Raw genomic sequence first — 17,763 nt, 5'->3', positions numbered from 1 at the left:
CGTGAGCCCTTCAGCCCACGCCGCACAGAATAGCGGAACAGACCGGCGATGCGAACCTTTTTCTAACCTTTCAAGTAGGGTCCCATCCCCTACTTCCCAGAACCTCACCGGGTAAATGGGCCACCAACGAAAAAACCCGCTTTAACTTTTCGCCGGCCCCGGTGTTCGTAGGAGGCGTGAAGGCCCTGGAGACATCCCTGGCGCTGGCGAAGGCCGCCACCGAACCGAGCGACGAAGCGCTCTGCCGTGCCTTCCTGGCCGGTGACGAGACGGCCTTCGGCACGCTGGTGGAGCGGCACCGGGCCCTGGTCTTCGCCCTCCTGCGGCGCTACACGGCCCGGCCCGAGGACGTGGCGGATCTCGCCCAACAAGCCTTCCTGCGGGCCCTGGAGGCCTCGCGCCGCGTCTTCGCCCGCTGGAGCCCCTCGGGCCCCGCGCCCTTCCGGGCCTGGCTCATCCGCATCGCGCTCAACCTGGCGAAGAACCATGCCCGCCAGGGCAGGCGCTGGTTCCAGGCCATGGAGCTCCCGGAGACCGAGTCTCCAGAAGAGTCCGCGCAGGAAGCCCTGGAGCGGAGCGAGCGGGAGCGGCAGGTGCGCGCGGCGGTGCTCACCCTGCCCCGCCGCCAGCGCGAGGTCCTGACATTGCGAGTGGACGGTGGGCTGGGCTTCCGGGACATCGCCGAGACGCTCGGCATCACGGAGACGAACGCGAAGGTGAATTTCCATCACGCCGTGAAGCGCCTCCGGGCGCAGGTGGCGGAACCGTCCGAGGAGGAGCGGTGATGGCGGCATGCCAGGAACAGGAAGAACTGCTGACCCTCTTCGCCGCGGGAGCGCTGGAGCCCGAGGAGGAGGCGCGGGTGCGCGCGCACCTGGACGCCTGTGCCGCCTGCCGCGCGGAGGCGGAGGCGAACCACGAGGTGCTCGGCCTGGCCGCGCTGCCACCGCCCTCATTGAAGGAGCAGGCCGTGGTGGCGGCACTCCCCCGGACGACGGTGGGTGCCTGGCGCAGGGCCCAGGTCCAGCAGGCGGCGCGGATGCGGACCGCGGGAGCACTCATGGCGGCCGCCGCCGTGGTGTTGCTGGTGCTGGGACCGGTACTGCAGCGCCGTGTCACCACGCCTGCCGTGCCCACCTCCCCGGTGGAAGCGCCCGCCAGCCCGCCCGAGGATGACGCCTTCACGCTGGAGCAGTGGGCGCTGGCGGATCCACTGGCCGACGCGCTCGGCCTGTCCGACGCGGACCTGGAGGAACTCGAGTCCGACGAGTTCCTGGACTCCGAGCTGGACGATTACTTCTCGAACCCGAACCCTGGAGAGTCGCTGTGATGAAGCCCTTTCGACTGGCGGTGCTGACCCTGAGCCTGCTTCCCCTGGCGGCACTGGCCCAGACGCCCGAGGCGAAGGAAGCCGCGGAGCGCGCGGAGCGGCAGACGCGCCTGATGCGGGTGGTGGGACTGGCCGAGGAACTGGACCTGGAGGAGTCCCAGGCGCTGAAGATGGCGGACACGATGCGCCAGTTCGACGAGCGCCGCCGGCCCCTGGTGGCTCAGGTGCAGGAGTCCGCGCAGGTGCTGAAGAACGCGGCGCGGGGAGATGCCTCGACCCAGTCGCAAGTGGACCAGGCGGTGCAGCGGGTGTTCGACGCGCGGACGCAGCTCACGGCGCTGGACCGGGAGATGTACCAGGCGCTGGCCAGGGACCTGCCTCCCCAGAAGCGGGCGCAACTGGCCATCTTCATGGCCCGGCACGACGGGAAGATGAAGCTGGAGAAGCTGCTGAGGAAGGCCGAGCGGGAGGGCCGGCGCGAGGAGCGCGAGAAGCGCAGGCAGGAGCGCCTCCAGCGGATGCAGCAGCGCCAGCAGGAGCGCGCCCAGTAGCACCCGCCCTACACGCGCACCAGCAGGGCCACCTGGTGCGCGCCGATGCCGATGCCGAAGAGCACGAGGTACTTCGTGCGCAGCTCGCGGTGGTAGCGGGCCAGGGTGACGGGGATGGAGGCAATCACCATGTTGCCGCAATCCTCGAGGGTGTGCAGGTACTCGCGCGGGCGGATCTTCTCGTTCCAGTGGTCCAACAGCTTGCGCGTGGCCTGGTGTGACACGAGGGTGATGTCGTCCCCGATCAGCCCATGCTTGCGCAGCAGCCGCTCGACGAGCCGCGGCGGGCCCTCCATGCCGGTGTTCAGGAAGGCCTGCACACCCCGGGACGGCTCGAGCCCGTACACGGGAGTGGTGAAGCCGGCCTCGGGGCGGGCGCGCATCGTCATGGCGCCATACTCGTCGCTGAAGGTGTCGGCGGCGTAATCCACCAGGACGAGCCGCTCCCCCACGCCGAGCACGGCCGCGCCCGCGCCGTCACCGATGCCGAAGGCATGACCCTGCGAGTAGTCCACGTTGCGCGTCCAGCCCGCCCCCACGGCCACGAGCGCCCGCTCCGAGTGTCCCGCCAGCATCGCCTCCCAGGCCAGCACCGTCCCCATGACGAAGTTGCCGAAATCCGCCTGCACCGGCACCACCAGCGCATGCCCACCCAGGCCCACCTCCCGGTGCACCTGGTACAGCGCGTTGGGCGAGACGAACTCGGACACGGACACGTAGCCGTACAACCTGTCCACCTGCTCCGGACGTACGCCCGCGTCCTCCAGCGCCGCACGCCCCGCCTTCGCCGTGAGCGAGGCCAGCGACTCGTCCGGACCCAGGCACCGGTGCTCCCGGTTGCCGTAGAAGAGCGAGGCCTCGGACAGGCCCTGTGCCCGCGCGGCTTCACGGATGCGATCGAAGATGGGATCGGCACTGGTGCGGACCTGCTCCGGCAGCGCGGAACCCAGGCCCAGGAAGGCAATCGAAGGACGCGTCATCGCGCCGGAATAGAGCACACCCCGCCCTCCGGACGAGGCCTCTCCTGTCCGCCAGTGGAGCAGCCAGGCACATCCTGCTGCGAAGCCGCCTCCTGACCGCTATGGAGAGCACCTCATGAGCGCACTCTCCCTGAGATACGTGGCCCTGGGTGACTCCTCCGCTGTCGGAGTGGGCTCGCGCAGTGGTGGCTACGTGGAACACCTCTTCCAGCGGCTGCGCCGTACCCGGCAGGGTGTGGGCCTGCTCAACCTGGGGGTGAGCGGCGCCACCAGCGCTACCGTTCTCTCCGGACAGCTCCCCAAGGCCTCCCGCTCGCGCCCCCAGCTGGTGACGCTCGCGGTGGGCATCAACGACCTGTGGCGCGGCGTGGAGCCCCACCAGTTCGAGTCCAACCTCGACCAACTGGCGAGCGGCCTCGCGGCCACGGGCGCCCCGGTGGTGCTGGCCAACCTGCCGGACATGTCGCTCGCCCCCATCGCGCGGCTGGCGACGAACTTCCTGCCCATCCAGCTCATCTCCGCGCGCATCGCCTCCTTCAACGAGGCGGTGGCCCGCGTGGTGGCGCGCCATGGCCTGCTCGGCGTGGACCTCCACGGACCCAGCCTCCAGGAGCTGCCCGGTAGCACCGACTACTTCTCCGCCGATGGCTTCCACCCCTCGGACACTGGCTACCAGCGCATGGCCGAGCACTTCTGGCCCGTCCTGCTCCAGGCCGTCGATCTCGGCGCCAGCTCAGTTCGGGCCACCGGCTGACATCCGCCTGCCGGGCACGGTCTTCCCAGACTTGTCCAACAGTTGGACAAGTTCTCCGCAACCGCGCCCGGGACCGCCTCCGGCTTCAAGCCGTCGCGTGGAGGTAGCTGTCGATGGCCCGGTTCACCGCCTCGGGCGCGCTCAGGTGGGGCAGGTGCCCACGCGCGGCGATGGTCATCATCCTCGCCAGCGGGATGCGCCTCGCCATGTACTCGCCCACCTGGTTGGGCACGGCGAGATCCTCCCCGGAGTGGATGATGAGCGTTGGCACCTTCAGCCGCGGCAGATCCAACCGGTGGTCGTACTGGAAGATCGTCCGCGCGACGTCCAGGGCGATGTCCGGCCGCATGGCGGACAGCGTGCGGACGAACTCCTGGCCCAGCTCGGGCCGCTCGGGGTTTCCCATGGCCAGGGGCGCGAAGCCGCTCGCCCAGGTGTGGTAGCTGGAGGCCATGGCGTCGAAGAACGCGTCGAGCTGCTCCCGGGTGAAGCCCCCCACGTAGCCCGACTCCGGATCATCCAGGACCCGGGGCGTCGACTTGACGAAGACGAGCTGGCGGAAGCGCCGCGGCTCCACCAGGGCCGCCAGCACGCCCACCATTCCACTGAAGGAATGGCCCACGAAGATGGCGTCCGAGAGCTTCAGCTCCCCGCACAGCTCCAGCAGATCCTCGGCGTAGGCGTGAACGCCGCTGTAGCGCTGAGGGCTGTAGGCGTCGAAGTCGGACCCGCCGCACCCCACATGGTCGAAGAGGATGATGCGGTAGCGGTCCTGGAACGCCGCCACCTGGTGCCTCCAGGCGCTCTGCTCGGAACCGAAGCCGTGGGCGAAGATGAGGGTGTCCTGGCCCTCTCCGAGCACCTGCACGTTGTTGCGTTTCCAGATGGCCTGGCCCATGACGCTCACACTCCCCTCGAGTTGGTGAGCATCATCGTGCCAGCACGCCGCGTTCGCCCACCTGTCGTAAAGACCGGTGGAAGCGTGGATTGCAGGCTAGAACACGCCCCCCAGGGTTTGTCCGTCCATCAACCAACACCCACCCGGGAGGGTCATGGCCCGGTGCCCAGCACACGCACCAGGAAATCGTCGAACCAGACACCCGCGATGGGCGTGGCGAGTCCCGCGTCCCCCTCGCCCGTGAGCGCGGCCGGGTCGTCGTCCGTCACCCGGAGGCGGACCTGCCCGTCCACCGAGGCCGAGAGCCGCACCGGGCCCGCGCCCCACACGGACAGGGAGAGCGTCGCGGCATCCCAGGGAGACGCCTGGCCGCTCGCGGCCTCGCCGAGCACCGTGAAACCCGCCCCCCGGTAGCGGCGCAATTGGATGCGCCCCTGCGGCAACAACACGAGCGCGTAGCGCGCATCCCCCTCGGCGCGCACCACGAGACCCGCCTCGTCCGCGCCGAAGGCCTGCAGCCGCACCTGCACCTGGCAGTCGGCACAGCGCGAGGGCAGCGCCAGCGCGAGGTTGTCCCCATCCGGGTTGTCGAAATCGCTCACCGCGCGCCGCCCATCCGTCAGCCACAACCCGCTCAGCCGCCAGTCGCTCCCGAGGCCGCTCGACGAAGTGCGCGGGAAGGTGTCACCGAAGAGGAGCTCACCGGGCTCCGGCTCGGACCCGGGCACCTCCTCGTCCTCGTCCGGGGGTTCCTCCTCCCCGCCTCCTCCCGGCACCGCGAGGGCCACGCGGCTCACGTACCCACGCGAGTTGGCGTCGGGGGCATCTCCGAAGAAGCAGGGCACCTCGGAGGTCCCCTCCGGCAATGTCTCCAGGGCGTTGGGGTAGCCCTTGTAGGTCCGCCGCGAATCGAGCACCACCGGCTCGCTGAAGCGCCCGTCCTTCAGCACCCGGGCGCGCACCTCGTAGCTCACGTTGGGCTCGCGCATGGTGTTGTAGAAGACGTACAGCGTGTCGCCGATGCGCGTGGTGGCCGCCTGCATCGCCCAGTCGCTCGAGCCCTCCAGCAACGTGCGCGGGCCGAACGTGCTTCCATTGAAGTGGCGGTGGTAGAGACGCTCGGACTCGTCCTTGTAGACGAGGTGCATGCCACCCCGGCCATCCGCGACGGCGCTCAGCGCGGCCCCGTGGTAGATGCCGTCGGAAAAGGCGTCGCGCACGGAGCTCCAGGTGTCCAGCGGCTCCGCGTCATCGCGGATGCGCAGGCGCGTGGGCTCGAAGCCGTCATGCATGGCGTAGATGAATACGAGCTTCGAGCCGAGGCTCAGCAACCGCCCACCGCCCCGGCGCTTCACCCGGCCCAGGTTCGCCTGCCGCTGGAAGCTCGTGCCCCCATCGGTGGAGACGGACAGCACCGCGGTGGAGCCCCCATCCGAGTCCAGGCGGAAGGCCTGCACCCACAGCCTGCCTCGCGAATCGCGCGCGAGCAGCGCCCGGGAGTAGGCCGTGGTGTCATCGGCATCGAAGACGCGCACCGCGGGCTGGGGTGCCCAGTCGTGCGTCTCCGGCCGGTAGCGCCACCACTGGAAGTACACATCGTGCCGGCGCGAGGCCGTCAGTTTCGGCGCCTCGAACGAGTAGACGAGCGCCACGTCCCGGCCCACCGCGAGCACCTCGGCCCGGTCCGCGTGGCTGGCGTCTGGTTGGATCGCCGCGGCGAAGCGGAACGTGCGCCCCCCATCGTCCGAGCGGAAGAACGACAACCCCCGCCCCTCCGTGCCTCCCTGCTGAACGGTGAGCAACCAGGTGGGCGGACGTCCGCTTCCCGTGTCGATGCGCACCGCATGTCGTTGAGCCGGCAGGGTGAGCGCGTTGCCACCGCTCACCGGAACCACGGGCGCAAGGCTCGCGAGCACCGTCGCGAGCAGCGCCGTCGAAAACCCCACCATCCGTTCCCCTCCCCCGTAATCCCCGAGACAAACCTAGGCACTCGGGAATGGGAGGAAAGTGTCAGGCCTCCATCGGGCCCGTCCCCCGGTCTCAGTCGAAGAGTTGCATTCCGGTCATCGCCTTGCCGATGAAGTCGTAGAGCAGATCCGTGGTGGGCGACATCACGGTGACGGCGCTGGCATCGCGGAAGTGCCGATCGATGCCCACCTCCTTGCGGTACGCCGCACCACCACACACGCGCATGCCCAGCTCGGTCACCTCGGGGGCCAGCTCGCCCACGGCGGCCTTCACCTCGAGCACCCGCATCTGCGCGTCCTCGCGCTTGGATTCGAGGGCGTCCAGCGTGTCGCGGATCAACCCGCGCACCATGTCCGTCTTCATGCGCATGCGGGCGAGGTAGGCCCGGATGGTGGCGAGATCGGCCAGGGACTGCCCGGTGTGGAGCAGCCGCGTCTTCGTCACGTGCGCCGCCGCCTTGCGCGTGGCGGCCTCCATGATGCCCAGGTAGCAACTGGAGCCCAGCACCTGGAAGTGGGGCAGTACGTTGCTCATCATGATGTCGAACCCGCCCCCGTCCTTGCCGAGCATCGCCGAACGGGGCACCCGTACATCCCGGGCCACGATGGGGCTGGAGGAGTTGCCCCGCAGGCCCATGCCATCGAACGCCACGGGGAACGACAGCCCGCTGGCGTTGCCCGGAACCAGCCAGAGCGAGCTCATGCCCTTGGCCGCCACCGGCTTGCTTGACCAGACGTAGCTGTCGGCCTGGCCCGCGGAGGTGGCCCAGCTCTTGTCCGCGTCCAGCCGGACGGTGTCCTCGTCGGGCACGGCGAGGGCGGTGCTCACCGGCGCCCAGAAGTGACTGCGCGAGCCCGCTTCCGACAGCGCCAACGTCGTCACGTGGCGCCCCGCGGCGATCGCCTCGCGGATGTCTCGCGGCCCGTTCTGCTCGATGACCGCCGCGCCGCAGAAATGCATGCACAGCACCATGCCGCTGGAGCCACATGCCGAGCCCACCTGCTCGACCAGCGCCGACGCCGCCCGGAGCCCCTCGCCCCTTCCACCCACCTCCCTGGCGCTGAGCAGCCCCAGCAGACCCGCCTTGCCCAGCGCGTCCATCGCCGCCCGGGGGTAGACACCGTACCGGTCCACCTCCATGGCCTTGGGCTCGATGACTTCGGAAATGATGCTCTCGATGGAGTGCATGGGTCCGGATCCCCAGAGGTGAAGAGGCACCGAGGGTAGCAATCCATGGGGCGGAAAGGGCAAGGGACAATCTGGTAAGAGGGCCACCCCATGAATCCCCTCGAGCTGACCACCGACGACTTCCGGCGTCTGGCCCTTCGTGTGTCCACCCTCGCCGAGCAGTGGCTCGCGGAGCTGGACACCCGGGCGATCGCTCCCGCCACCACCGGCAGTGCCACCGAGGCGCTCTTCGCCGAGGGATTGCCCGAGGAGGGCCTGAAGGACGGGGCGCTCGACGCACTGGGCGCGGTGATGGCCGGGGCCCGTGCGGGCAACGCGCGCTTTCTCGCGTACGTGCTCGGCTCGGGCGAGCCGGTGGGCGCGCTCGGGGACTACCTGGCGGGCGTGCTGAACCAGAACGTCACCGCGTGGCGCTCGTCCCCCACGATGGTGAGCATGGAGCGCGCGGTGGTGCGGGGACTGGCGGCCGCGGTGGGCTGCCAGGGCTTCACCGGGAGCCTCACGGGTGGGGGTTCCTCGGCCAACCTCATGGGTCTGACGATGGCCCGCGAGGCGAAGGCCCCGGCGAACGAGGAGGGCTCGCCCTCGGGGGTGGTGTACGCCTCCACGGAAGTCCACATGTCCATCCCCAAGGCCCTGGCACTGCTCGGCCTGGGACGCAGGAACCTGCGCCTCATCCCCACGGACGCCGAGTGGCGGATGCGCCCCGACGCCCTCGAGCGCGCCATCACCGACGACGTGGCCGCTGGCAGACGCCCGCTGGCCGTCGTCGCCACCGCGGGCACCGTCAACACGGGCGCGGTGGATCCGCTGAAGGACGTGGCGGCCATCGCCCGGCGGCATGGGCTGTGGATGCACGTGGACGGGGCCTTCGGCGCGCTGGCGGCCATGGCCGTCCCCGAGCGCTTCGAGGGGCTCGCGCTGGCGGACTCGCTCTCCATGGACGCGCACAAGTGGCTCTACCAGCCGGTGGACTGCGGGGTGCTGCTCTACCGCGAGGCCGCCGCCGCGCGCCGCGCCTTCACCTTCTCCGGCGACTACGTGCGCACCATGAGCTCGGACAGCGTGGAGGGCTTCGCCTTCTTCGACGAGTCCCTGGAGCTGTCCCGCCGTGCGCGCGCTCTCAAGCCGTGGCTGTCGGTGCGCTACCACGGGCTGCGCGCCTTCCGGGAGGCCATCCGCAAGGACCTGGAGAACGCCTCGCTGCTGGCGGAGCTGGTGCGGGAGGAGCCGACGCTGGAGCTGCTCGCGCCCGTGCCGTTGAGCGCGGTGTGCTTCCGCTACATCGCGGGCCTGGCCGAGCCCGAGCGCGACGCCTTCAACACCCGGCTGATGGCACGCCTCAACGCGCGGGGCCGCGTCTACCTCTCCAACGCCACGCTGTCGGGACGCTTCGCCCTGCGCGCGTGCTTCGTGAACCACCGCACCACGGCGGAGGACGTGCGGACGGTGGTGGCGGAGGTGCTCGCCACCGCGAAGGAGCTCCAGGGGGCGTGAGGGGCCGGGCTAACCGGCGCGCGGTTGGGACAGCAGCCCCAGGTCACGCCGGATGCGCCCGGCGGACGCGTGCAACCCCACGTCCTCCAGCCGCTTGATGGCCCACTCGAGCGCCTGCTGCTCCCGGGCCACGATGATGTAGGGATAGGGCGGCCGCCGCACATGGAGGAGGACGCTCAATGCCAGCCGGACCACGGCGGTAGAGGTGATGTATGCGGTACCCACCACCGTCCGCTGCATGACCTCGTCATGGTCCTGGGACCACTGCTCCAGCCGCCTGCGCTGCTCGGGCGACATGCCCACGGCATCGCTCAGGTCGACGACGAGCACATGCGTCTGCCCGCGATCCATGGAGCGGGTGGAGCGGACGAGGTAGTCGTCGAACTCCTGGTTCGATCCCTCTCCCACGATACGGGTGATGAGCAGCGGCCAGTGCGAGTCATCCAACGAAGCGAAACAGCGCGACTCGCTCATGACGGCCCCCGTTTCGTGAATCCCTCGTCCCACGGCACATTCTGCCAGTGGCGCCGTGCGGGCGAGTCCCGGCACATCCTGCCCATCGCCGGTTCTGTCCGAAATGAAGCGGTGCCCCGGAGCGGAAAGCCGGGTCCAATGCGTTACGGTGTCTTCCACTCAGCGCGAGCGGGTGCCCGTCGAGCCACCGGGCCGCGTCACCGGAGCCTTCGGCGCGGACTGCGAGGAGCCCCCGGTGAGCGTTCCGATGAGCGCCGAGCCGAACAGGGCCGCCAGCCCCGCGAGTGCGAAGAGCACCACCCAGCGCCAGGGCTTGCCACGCCGTGGAGCCTCCTCCGCCTCTATCTCCTCCTGAGGCGGAGGCGTGGGCTTCTTCGCGAGCTTCGGAGCCTTCTTCTCGATGGGTGCGGCCGGAGCCGGGCGGGCCTCCATGACACGGGCGGCGGGCGCGGGCCTGGGTCTCTCGGCAACAGGCGCCGGAGCCGGGTTGACTGGTGCGGCCCTCGCGGCGGGCATGGGCACGAACGTGGGCTCATTCCCATCGGGCTCCTGGGACCGCGGAGCCGCCGTCACCGCGCGAGGCGGGGCCGCCGGAGCCTCCTCCAGCGCGGCGGAGAACTCCGCGCACGAGGCGAAGCGCCGCTCCTGCTCCAGGGCCATCGCCCGGAGGATGGCCGCGCGGAGCCCCGGCTCGATGCCCGGATGCACCACACCCGGGGACACGAACTCCCCCCGGACGATCTTCTCCATGATGGCGGCGTCGCTCTCGCCCTGGAAACACGGCTGCGCGGTGGCCAGCTCGTAGAGGGTGACGCCCAGCGAGAAGATGTCCGAGCGGACGGTGACATCCTCCGCCGAGCGGATCTGCTCCGGGCTCATGTACTGCGGCGTGCCCATGCGCGAGCCCGGGCGCGCCACGGGCCCGCCCTCGGCGTCGGACACCTTGGCGATGCCGAAGTCGAGCACGCGCACCACCCGCCGGCCGTGCACCTGCTCCAGGAAGATGTTGGAGGGCTTGAGATCCCGGTGGATGACGCCGTGCTGGTGGGCGAACGCCATGGCGGCCAGCACCTGCCGGAAGATGTCGCGCACCTCGTCCGCGCCCGGAGGCTGCTTCGCGCTGGCCAGGTACTTGTCGAGCGACTCGCCCTCCAGGTAGTCCATGACGAGCCCCGCGACACCGGGCGCCACGACCACGTCCGTGATGACCAGGATGTTCGGGTGCCTCAGACGTGCCTGGATGCGGCCCTCGTCCAGGAAGCGGGCGCGCAGCTCCGCGTTGCCCACCAGCTCGGGGTCCAGCACCTTGAGCGCATGGACGCTGCCCAGGGCCACGTGGCGCACCTTGTAGACGCGCGCCATGCCGCCGCCACCCAGCTCGCGCTCCACCTCATAGCGCTCGACCACATTCCCGGGGCTCAACATGGCGCGACTCTACTCCAGCTAGTACTCCCAGGGGCCCACGCGCAGCCCTTGCTGGCGCTTGGAGGCGACCCTGTACGCGTCCACGATGAACGCGCCGTACCACATGAGCCAGAAACAGGCGCCCGGGCCTCCCGAGGAGAAGATGCCCGCGATGACGAAGAAAGACCCGATGAGGCCGAGCACTCCCTTGGCCGTCTGGCCGTTGTAGATCTGCCCTCCGCCGGACAAGCAGAACAGGTTCAGCAGCACGGCCACTCCGGGCGAGCCCTCGGGCCGGGTCAGCTCCGCCGATGAGGAAGCCTGTACCACCTGCCTTTGACTCACCCGGACGGTGGTGACCGGAGCGCTCTGGACCGGGGCAGGAGCCACTGGCGCGATCGCCTGGGGAGCCGGCGGAGTGGGCGGTGGAGTGGGAGGCGGCGGAGTCGCCGTCGGGAACCGCCCGGTATCCGGAACGCGATCGGCCCTCGGAAAGCGGCCGGTATCCGCCACGTAGGTCGGCGCGTACGCGTCCGGGTCCGTTCCGGGCTTCACCCCGGCGGGAGGCTCGGACGGAGTCTTCGCCGGAGGGTTCCCCACCTGGGTCACCGCGTAGGAGCGGGACGGCTTCTGCGGCGCCTGTGCGCCGGCCTCGAAGGCATTCTCCAGGGCCTCGCGGAAGGCGGCGCAGTCCTGGAAGCGCTCCGCGGGGTCCACGGCCAGCGCCTTGCGGATGCAGCCGGCGACAACGGGGTGCATGCCGCCCACGACGCGCTCGGGGGGCTCATAGGTGCCCTCCACGATGCTCTTCATCGTGTCGAAGTCGCTCGACGCGTGGAAGGCGACCTTCCCGGTGGCGGCCTCGTAGAGGATGGCGCCGAGCGAGAAGATGTCGGTGCGAGCGTCCACCTCGCCGGCCCCGCGAATCTGCTCCGGGCTCATGTAGAGCAGCGTGCCCATGCGCGCGCCGGCCTGGGTGCGCGCCTTGCCGCCCGGACCCTCCTCCACCTTGGCGATGCCGAAGTCCGTCACCATGGGCTGGAGCCGGCCCCGGCTGTCCTTGCCGATGATGACGTTGTCCGGCTTGAGGTCGCGGTGGACGACGCCGCGCTTGTGGGCTTCCTCCATGGCGTCCAGCACCGGCAGGAAGACCTCCAGGAGGACCCGGGGCTCCAGCCCCTGGCCGCGGCAGAACTCACCGAGCGTGGGACCCTCGATGTAGTCCATGACGAGGCCCGCCACCGGGGTGGTGACGATCTCCGTCACCTGGACGATGTGCGGATGGCGCAGGCGCGCCTGGATGCGGCCCTCGGCGAGAAAGCGCCCCCGGATGTCGTCGTTGAGCGCCAGGTTCTCGTTGAGCACCTTCAGGGCGTGCGTGCTGTGGAGCCCGAGGTGGCGCACCTCATACACGGCGGCCATGCCGCCCTGGCCGAGCAGCCGGACCACCTCGTAACGGCCATCCAGCTGCGTTCCCGGCTGGAGGATGTTCATGTCATCACGCATACGCTCACCCGCCATGGCGATTGCATCCGCCTATCCCAGCAGCCCGAGCACTCCCGACTTGTCGGGGCCGGACGCGAGCACGTCCTGGGGCGTGCACTCGAGACAACCATTGGGGCACTTGCAGTTGGCCAGGATGGCCCGGACCCACTTGAACGTGTCGTCGATGAGGGCCAGGTCCAGCGCCTCGGCCACGCCCATGCCCTGGAGGTGCCGGTCCACCACCACGATGCCGGCCGGGGCGTCCGGGAACATCCCCGGCCCCACCGGCACCACGTCCATGTCCTCGTCATTGGAGAGCAGGTGCGCCACCAGCACCCCATCCGCCGAGCGCGCCAGGTGGACGAGCACCTGGGGCGTGGTGGCCGCGGGGAAGAAGACGCCGCGCACGCGGGTGCGGTAGCGGCAGCTCACCGCGGCCACGTCCACCCGGCCCGGCCGTCCCAGCTGGGAGTAGCCGGTGACGCTCTCCACCACCGTCGCATCCAGGGTGCACACCTGGTACACGCACCGCCCGGTGCGCACCGTCTGGGGAGACTCCACCACGGTGGCGGACTCGAACTGGATGCGCAGCTGCGGCTTCGTGAGGGGCCTGTCGTTGGGTACCGGCTTGACGCGCAGCTCGTTGCGCTTGGTGTCCAGCGAGTGCAGGGGCACCTCGTAGCGCGAGTCGCCCACGGCGAACACGCGGCCCGGGTAGTAGCGCGTCTCCACCAGCAGCCGATCCACCTCGGTGAGCAGCTGGCCACTGTGCACGTCGAGGATGCGCACCACCTGCTCGCTGACGGTGCGCCGCAGCGGATTGACGGCCTCGGCGATGCCCGCTGGGACCACGGGGCTGCGCACGGCCGGGCGGCCCGCGGCCAGCCGCACCACGTGGCGCTCGGGACGGAACTTCGGCCCCAGCAGTTGCTCCACGCGCGAGCGGCCGAAGACGGCGGCCAGGGACTCCACGTCCTGCGAGCCCTCCTGCATGGCGGCCTTGAGGTGAGCCGTGGCCAGCGCACCGTTGTGGTAGCCCACGAGCGCCCGTGGCGGCATCAACATGCCGTGGCTCGACAGCCCGTCCAGGTTGCCATCCCGCGTGAGGAAGCGCGTCACCGGGTTGTCGGCGAGGCCCCACAGCGCGTCATGCGTCTGCCCGTCCGCCAGCGGCACCCGGTTGGGGAGCGCCCGGTACGCGGCCACCAGCCACGCCTCGTCCAGCGTGCCCACCGAGGCCACGCCGAAGAGGGACACGTCGCGGACGAAGCGCAGCTCGCCGCCCCAGAAGTCCACCGCCTTGAGGTCGAACGCCCCACCCGGGTCTCCGACGGCGGCGGGCAGTTTCGCCCCCACCACCGGCTCCAGGGCCCGGCGCACCCACGGCGTGCCGGGCTGGGCTCGGAAGCCCTCGACCACGCGCCAGACGCGCACGGGCGCAGCGGTGCGCGGGGTGAAGGGCACCTCGCGCACGGAGATGCCGGGGAACATCTGCTCCACCAGCCCCCGCGTGCCTCCGCCTCCCACGCCCGTGGCCAGCACGCTCCACCGCGCCCCGGCCGCCGACAGCGCCAGCTCCAGCCGCCGCAGCGTGAACATGCGGTGCGTGGAGGCCAGCGGCGTCCCCCGGTCCACGCGCGACAGCAGCACCAGCCCCACCGAGCGGGCCCACAGCCGGCCACAGCCTCCTCGAGTCTCGGAGAGCGCGCGGATGCCTCCAGCCGACAACTGCTCCACGTCCAGGAAGACGGCGGCCGGCATCCGGTTGCCCGCGAAGGCCTCTCGCATCGCCGCCTCGCCGGCCAGCAGCGGCCCCGAGGGCCACGAGCCACTGCGGGCAATGGCCTCCAGCACCGCGTCGCGCAGCGCCTCCGGCTCGTCGCTGATGACGAGGCACGGCAAACCCTCGCGCTGGAGCGCCAGCATCACGCAGGAGATGAGGAAGTAGCGCTCCGTCGGGTCGGGCAGGTCGCCCACGAGCCAGCCCTGGTTGGGCGAGCCCCACGCATTGGCGATCTCCTCCAGCGCGCGAGGAGGAGCCCCGATGGCCCCCACGTCCCGCCACGCGGCGACGCTCCAGGCTGGAGCCGGCTCCGGGTTGTTCGTGCCCGGCGTCGCGAGCAGCGGACGTGCCTGGGAGTCGAGGGCACCCAGCTTCCGCCACATGCCCGGGACATCCGCGCGCAGCGGAGCGGGCGTCTGGGGCTGGGGAGCCTCCTCCCTGGCGGGCGGAGGCGCGAGGCGCTCGGAGCGCGTCCACACCGCGAGCGCCACGCTCAGCATGGGCAGCACGGCGGCCAGGTCGAGCAGCGTGCGGGGCTTGTCCTGCCGCCACGGCGCATCCACCGCGATGAGGGCCAGCACCGGCACCGCCACCAGGACGAGCGCCAGCGGGTCCGCGAGCGGCACGCGGAAGGACGTGGGGCTCTGGTGGCCCGCCTCCTGGAACGCGAACACCAGCGTCGCGACGACGAAGGCGACGGCGTGGGGCAGCGCGAGCATCAGGACGGCGTCCAAGGGGAACCAGGTAAACTGGACCTGGGGCACGCCCGGAGCCGTGCTCTGGGGCAGCGCCGTGAGCGCATGGAGCCAGCCGAGCGGCCCGCCCTGCATGGAGGCACTGGCGGCTTCGACCAGACGCGTGAGGAGCACCAGCGCGAGGGTGACGAGGACGGCCTTGCCCACGGGAAGAGCGGCCCGGCGCCAGCGCGAATTGGGACCGGAGCCCACCACGAGCGCCGCCAGGGCCCAGGCGAACACGGGCGTACCGAGCAACAGCACCCAGACCAGCAGGTAGAGGATCGTCGTCAGCTGCTGCGACAGATGCGGGAGTTGCAGCGTCATCGCGCACCTCGCGGAACCGCCACGGACTGAGGGGTGGCACGTGCCCCCCGCGACATCTCTTCCACGGTGATGCCCTCCCAGGTGCGCAGGAAGATGACGCGCGCGGCCTTGGAGGGAGACCAGAGGATGGGCAGCCGCGTGGGCATGTCCCGGAGCCCCGCGTCGAGCGTGTCGCGCCCGGCCGACGGAGCGATGACGAAGCCCTCGCCGGGACGGACACCGAGCACCGGGTCCCCATGCGCGTTCAACGGCTGGCACGGCGGAGCGAGCACCGCCCCCATCCGCGAGCCGAAGTCGCGCAGCACGTCCGCGGCCTGCACGCCCGCCTCCTGATCATCCAGCACGCTGCGCTCGGCCATCGGCTGCACCTGACGCCGGCTCAGCTCGGCGATGCGCTCGGGATCGCCACACGGCACGTCCTCGAGCAGCCCGCCCTCGGGCCAGGCGCCTTCGAGAAGACGGTCCGCCCAGACACGGTCCTCGGAAATCTCCCGCCGGGAGGCGATCCACCGGCTGATGACCTCTGGAGGTACCAACGAGCCATGGAGCAGCCCTCCCGCGCCGAGCAACGGCCCCAGGTCATCCAACCGGGCCTCGGCGGCCGGAGTCACCCCGAGCGCCAGCAACTCCTGCCGCTTGCGATCCCTCGCCTCGAGCAGCGCGTGGCGGACGGCATGCAGCCGGGCCACGGCGTTCTCCATGGCGAGGATGGCACCGCGGCGAGCCCGCTTGCGGCGCACCACGAGCTGCAACTCCGCCTGCTTCGCACGCCGCCCTCCCCCACCCCGGCTGACCAGGGACTCCAGTGCGTCCCGCCGGATCTTCAGCACGCGGCGCACTTCCTTCCGGGTGTGGTTGCCCACGAAGTAGAGCCACCCGGCTCCGGCGCCCGCCGCGGCGAGCACGCCGAGAATCCACGGCAAGGCCTCGCGCCAGTCGAAGCCCGTGGCGGCCGGAGGGGCCGTCGTCGAGAGCTGGGGACTCGAGAGCGTGGTGCTGCCCGGGGGCGTGGCCGGAGTCATCAGGGACAACGTGCCGAAGGACACCCCCAGAAGCACGGCCAGCGCGAGCGCCGCTGCGGCCCCCAACGCCATCCGCTTCGAGGGCAGCTCCAGCAGGGCCCGCTCCAGCTCCTCGCGGTGCGGGTCCACTGGAGGGCCCGCCGGCTGGGAGGGGTCCAGTTTCCGCAGGGTCGCGTCTTCCTGGGCCTGCTCGTCGTGGAGCTGCGCGATGACACGCTTGAGCCCCTGCTCGACGGAGGGCAACTGGGACAAGCCCGACGAGGGCCCGAGCGAGGCGTCGAACACCGCCTGGATGCCCTGCTCCACCGAGGTGGCCACCTCGGCCTCGGCGCGGTCCAGGGCGCGGAAGGTCTCGTCGGTGCGGGCCTGGTCCACGGTGGTGGGCGAAGTCTCCACCGAGGCCGGCTTGAAGAGGCCGGAGTGGTTGGCGCGGATCTCCTCGGGCGTATCGAGTGGACCCACGCGGATCTCCGCGGGCAGGTCCACCGGAGAGCGGGACAGTTCGGCGGCGAGGCGCCGGGAGAGCTGCGCGGCCTGTCCCTCGACGAAGGGGGCCAACCACCGGTCGTACTGGAGTGCGGACACAGCGCCCATGGCGAGGGTGGCATCGGTCCCGGGCTGCTGCACGCGCTCCACCAGCACACCGAGCCCGTCATACGCGGCCCGGGCGGCGGCATAGGTGCGCAGGCGGGACTCGGGCAGCTCCACCGAGGCCAGCGAGACGAAGCTCACGAGGCCCTCGTCGCGGGCCGGGTGGGCCATGCGTCGGGACACCTCGTCCTCGGTGCGCAACCCCGAGGCCACCATGCCGAGCGCGAAGGAAGCACAGGTGGACACCATCTCCTCGGAGGAGAGGGTGCCCGCGGCGGTCTGCTGGGACACGACCCAGATGCGGGCCAGCAGGGGAAACACGGGACGGGCCCGGGCCCAGCTCTCCAGGGCGGCCAGCCGCGCGAAGACCACCGACGCGCGGGGGCTCGACAGCGCGGGCACCTGCACCACGAGGTGCAACGTGGCGGTGCGCTGCTCCGGCGGCCGGTCCGGCGGGAACATGGTGCCGTAACCCTCGGCGAGCAGACGCGCGGCCTGCTCGCACGCGGTGAGCAGGTCCTCGTCACCGCCCTGCAGCGCGGCACCGAAGGCGATCACATCCAACCGCTGATCGCGCCGCTCGCCCGAGCCACGGCCCGCGCGCAGCAACTCCTCCAGCAGGGGCTGGAGCCCGGCGGCCACACCCGAGGGCTCGCAGCGCAGCACGCCCAGCAGGGGCGAAGAGGCCTCCAGGGACTGGAGCGTGCGGCCGATGACCTCCTGGCCGAAGCGCCCCAGTCCGAGCAGGACGGTGGGGTACGAGACGGCGGCGTCCAA

14 protein-coding genes are annotated in these 17,763 nt (G+C 70.9%); 5 read left to right on the top strand and 9 right to left on the bottom strand.

The features are described from left to right. Window positions 1–176: 176 nt before the first annotated feature. Genes BO221_RS21105 through BO221_RS21095 form a run of 3 tightly spaced genes read left to right on the top strand, consistent with a single transcriptional unit; the run spans window position 177 to window position 1,881 of the window. Window positions 177–785 (top strand): RNA polymerase sigma factor, encoded by a 609-nt coding sequence (locus BO221_RS21105; protein WP_233166182.1) that lies wholly within the window; start codon window positions 177–179, stop codon window positions 783–785. After that, window positions 785–1,330 carry a zf-HC2 domain-containing protein gene (locus BO221_RS21100; RefSeq protein ID WP_073562265.1) on the top strand — a complete coding sequence of 182 codons (546 nt, stop codon included), beginning with the start codon at window positions 785–787 and terminating at the stop codon, window positions 1,328–1,330. Before BO221_RS21105 ends, BO221_RS21100 begins: the two co-directional genes overlap by 1 nt. Next, complete coding sequence (locus BO221_RS21095; RefSeq protein WP_073562264.1) at window positions 1,330–1,881, top strand: hypothetical protein; 552 nt, start codon at window positions 1,330–1,332, stop codon at window positions 1,879–1,881. The genes BO221_RS21100 and BO221_RS21095 overlap by 1 nt, the downstream gene beginning before the upstream one ends. A gap of 8 nt (window positions 1,882–1,889) precedes the next feature. Here BO221_RS21095 and BO221_RS57370 read toward each other — a convergent pair whose 3' ends face one another. Next, the gene (locus tag BO221_RS57370; RefSeq protein WP_304528721.1) at window positions 1,890–2,879 is read right to left on the bottom strand and encodes a 3-oxoacyl-[acyl-carrier-protein] synthase III C-terminal domain-containing protein; all 990 of its coding nucleotides are present in this window, start codon (window positions 2,877–2,879) and stop codon (window positions 1,890–1,892) included. Window positions 2,880–2,976: 97 nt separating this feature from the next. On the opposite strand from BO221_RS57370, the gene BO221_RS21085 reads away from it, so the two are divergent. Then, the gene (locus tag BO221_RS21085) at window positions 2,977–3,615 is read left to right on the top strand and encodes an SGNH/GDSL hydrolase family protein (protein ID WP_073562263.1); all 639 of its coding nucleotides are present in this window, start codon (window positions 2,977–2,979) and stop codon (window positions 3,613–3,615) included. Between the two features lie 85 nt (window positions 3,616–3,700). Here the strand turns inward: BO221_RS21085 and BO221_RS21080 are convergent, their stop codons facing one another. The 3 genes from BO221_RS21080 to BO221_RS21070 form a co-directional block, all read right to left on the bottom strand. Then, window positions 3,701–4,513, bottom strand: coding sequence for an alpha/beta fold hydrolase (locus BO221_RS21080; protein WP_073562262.1), 813 nt, complete (start codon window positions 4,511–4,513; stop codon window positions 3,701–3,703). Between the two features lie 152 nt (window positions 4,514–4,665). Then, window positions 4,666–6,462: a hypothetical protein gene (locus BO221_RS21075; RefSeq protein WP_073562261.1), complete on the bottom strand. Its 1,797-nt coding sequence runs from the start codon at window positions 6,460–6,462 to the stop codon at window positions 4,666–4,668. Window positions 6,463–6,553: 91 nt separating this feature from the next. Continuing rightward, window positions 6,554–7,669, bottom strand: coding sequence for an acyl-CoA dehydrogenase family protein (locus BO221_RS21070; protein WP_073562260.1), 1,116 nt, complete (start codon window positions 7,667–7,669; stop codon window positions 6,554–6,556). Between the two features lie 90 nt (window positions 7,670–7,759). Between BO221_RS21070 and BO221_RS21065 the strand changes: the two genes are divergently transcribed. Next, entirely contained in the window at window positions 7,760–9,166 is a 1,407-nt protein-coding gene (locus BO221_RS21065; RefSeq protein ID WP_073562259.1) for an aminotransferase class V-fold PLP-dependent enzyme, read from the top strand. Between the two features lie 9 nt (window positions 9,167–9,175). Here the strand turns inward: BO221_RS21065 and BO221_RS21060 are convergent, their stop codons facing one another. The 5 genes from BO221_RS21060 to BO221_RS21040 form a co-directional block, all read right to left on the bottom strand. Then, window positions 9,176–9,640 carry a hypothetical protein gene (locus BO221_RS21060; RefSeq protein WP_073562258.1) on the bottom strand — a complete coding sequence of 155 codons (465 nt, stop codon included), beginning with the start codon at window positions 9,638–9,640 and terminating at the stop codon, window positions 9,176–9,178. Between the two features lie 159 nt (window positions 9,641–9,799). After that, window positions 9,800–11,065, bottom strand: a complete 1,266-nt coding sequence (locus tag BO221_RS21055) for a serine/threonine-protein kinase (protein WP_073562257.1) — start codon at window positions 11,063–11,065, stop codon at window positions 9,800–9,802. 18 nt (window positions 11,066–11,083) lie between these two features. After that, window positions 11,084–12,565 carry a serine/threonine-protein kinase gene (locus BO221_RS21050; protein ID WP_073562256.1) on the bottom strand — a complete coding sequence of 494 codons (1,482 nt, stop codon included), beginning with the start codon at window positions 12,563–12,565 and terminating at the stop codon, window positions 11,084–11,086. Between the two features lie 15 nt (window positions 12,566–12,580). Then, a complete protein-coding gene (locus tag BO221_RS57365; protein WP_073562255.1) occupies window positions 12,581–15,373 on the bottom strand; it encodes a DUF1998 domain-containing protein in 2,793 nt (930 codons plus the stop codon). Continuing rightward, window positions 15,370–17,763, bottom strand: a complete 2,394-nt coding sequence (locus BO221_RS21040; RefSeq protein ID WP_073562254.1) for a hypothetical protein — start codon at window positions 17,761–17,763, stop codon at window positions 15,370–15,372. The genes BO221_RS57365 and BO221_RS21040 overlap by 4 nt, the downstream gene beginning before the upstream one ends.

The sequence above is a fragment of the Archangium sp. Cb G35 genome (assembly GCF_001896145.1).
Taxonomy (GTDB): Bacteria; Myxococcota; Myxococcia; order Myxococcales; family Myxococcaceae; genus Archangium; species Archangium violaceum.
This window is presented reverse-complemented; position numbering and strand designations above follow the sequence as displayed.

Excerpts from the sequence above, each read along its gene's own strand:
- BO221_RS21075 (WP_073562261.1), bottom strand. The coding sequence starts at position 6,462 with ATGGTGGGGTTTTCGACGGCGCTGCTCGCGACGGTGCTCGCGAGCCTT.
- BO221_RS21100 (WP_073562265.1), top strand. The coding sequence starts at position 785 with ATGGCGGCATGCCAGGAACAGGAAGAACTGCTGACCCTCTTCGCCGCG.
- BO221_RS21055 (WP_073562257.1), bottom strand. The coding sequence starts at position 11,065 with ATGTTGAGCCCCGGGAATGTGGTCGAGCGCTATGAGGTGGAGCGCGAG.
- BO221_RS21050 (WP_073562256.1), bottom strand. The coding sequence starts at position 12,565 with ATGGCGGGTGAGCGTATGCGTGATGACATGAACATCCTCCAGCCGGGA.
- BO221_RS21095 (WP_073562264.1), top strand. The coding sequence starts at position 1,330 with ATGAAGCCCTTTCGACTGGCGGTGCTGACCCTGAGCCTGCTTCCCCTG.
- BO221_RS21085 (WP_073562263.1), top strand. The coding sequence starts at position 2,977 with ATGAGCGCACTCTCCCTGAGATACGTGGCCCTGGGTGACTCCTCCGCT.
- BO221_RS21060 (WP_073562258.1), bottom strand. The coding sequence starts at position 9,640 with ATGAGCGAGTCGCGCTGTTTCGCTTCGTTGGATGACTCGCACTGGCCG.
- BO221_RS21065 (WP_073562259.1), top strand. The coding sequence starts at position 7,760 with ATGAATCCCCTCGAGCTGACCACCGACGACTTCCGGCGTCTGGCCCTT.
- BO221_RS21070 (WP_073562260.1), bottom strand. The coding sequence starts at position 7,669 with ATGCACTCCATCGAGAGCATCATTTCCGAAGTCATCGAGCCCAAGGCC.
- BO221_RS21080 (WP_073562262.1), bottom strand. The coding sequence starts at position 4,513 with ATGGGCCAGGCCATCTGGAAACGCAACAACGTGCAGGTGCTCGGAGAG.
- BO221_RS57365 (WP_073562255.1), bottom strand. The coding sequence starts at position 15,373 with ATGACGCTGCAACTCCCGCATCTGTCGCAGCAGCTGACGACGATCCTC.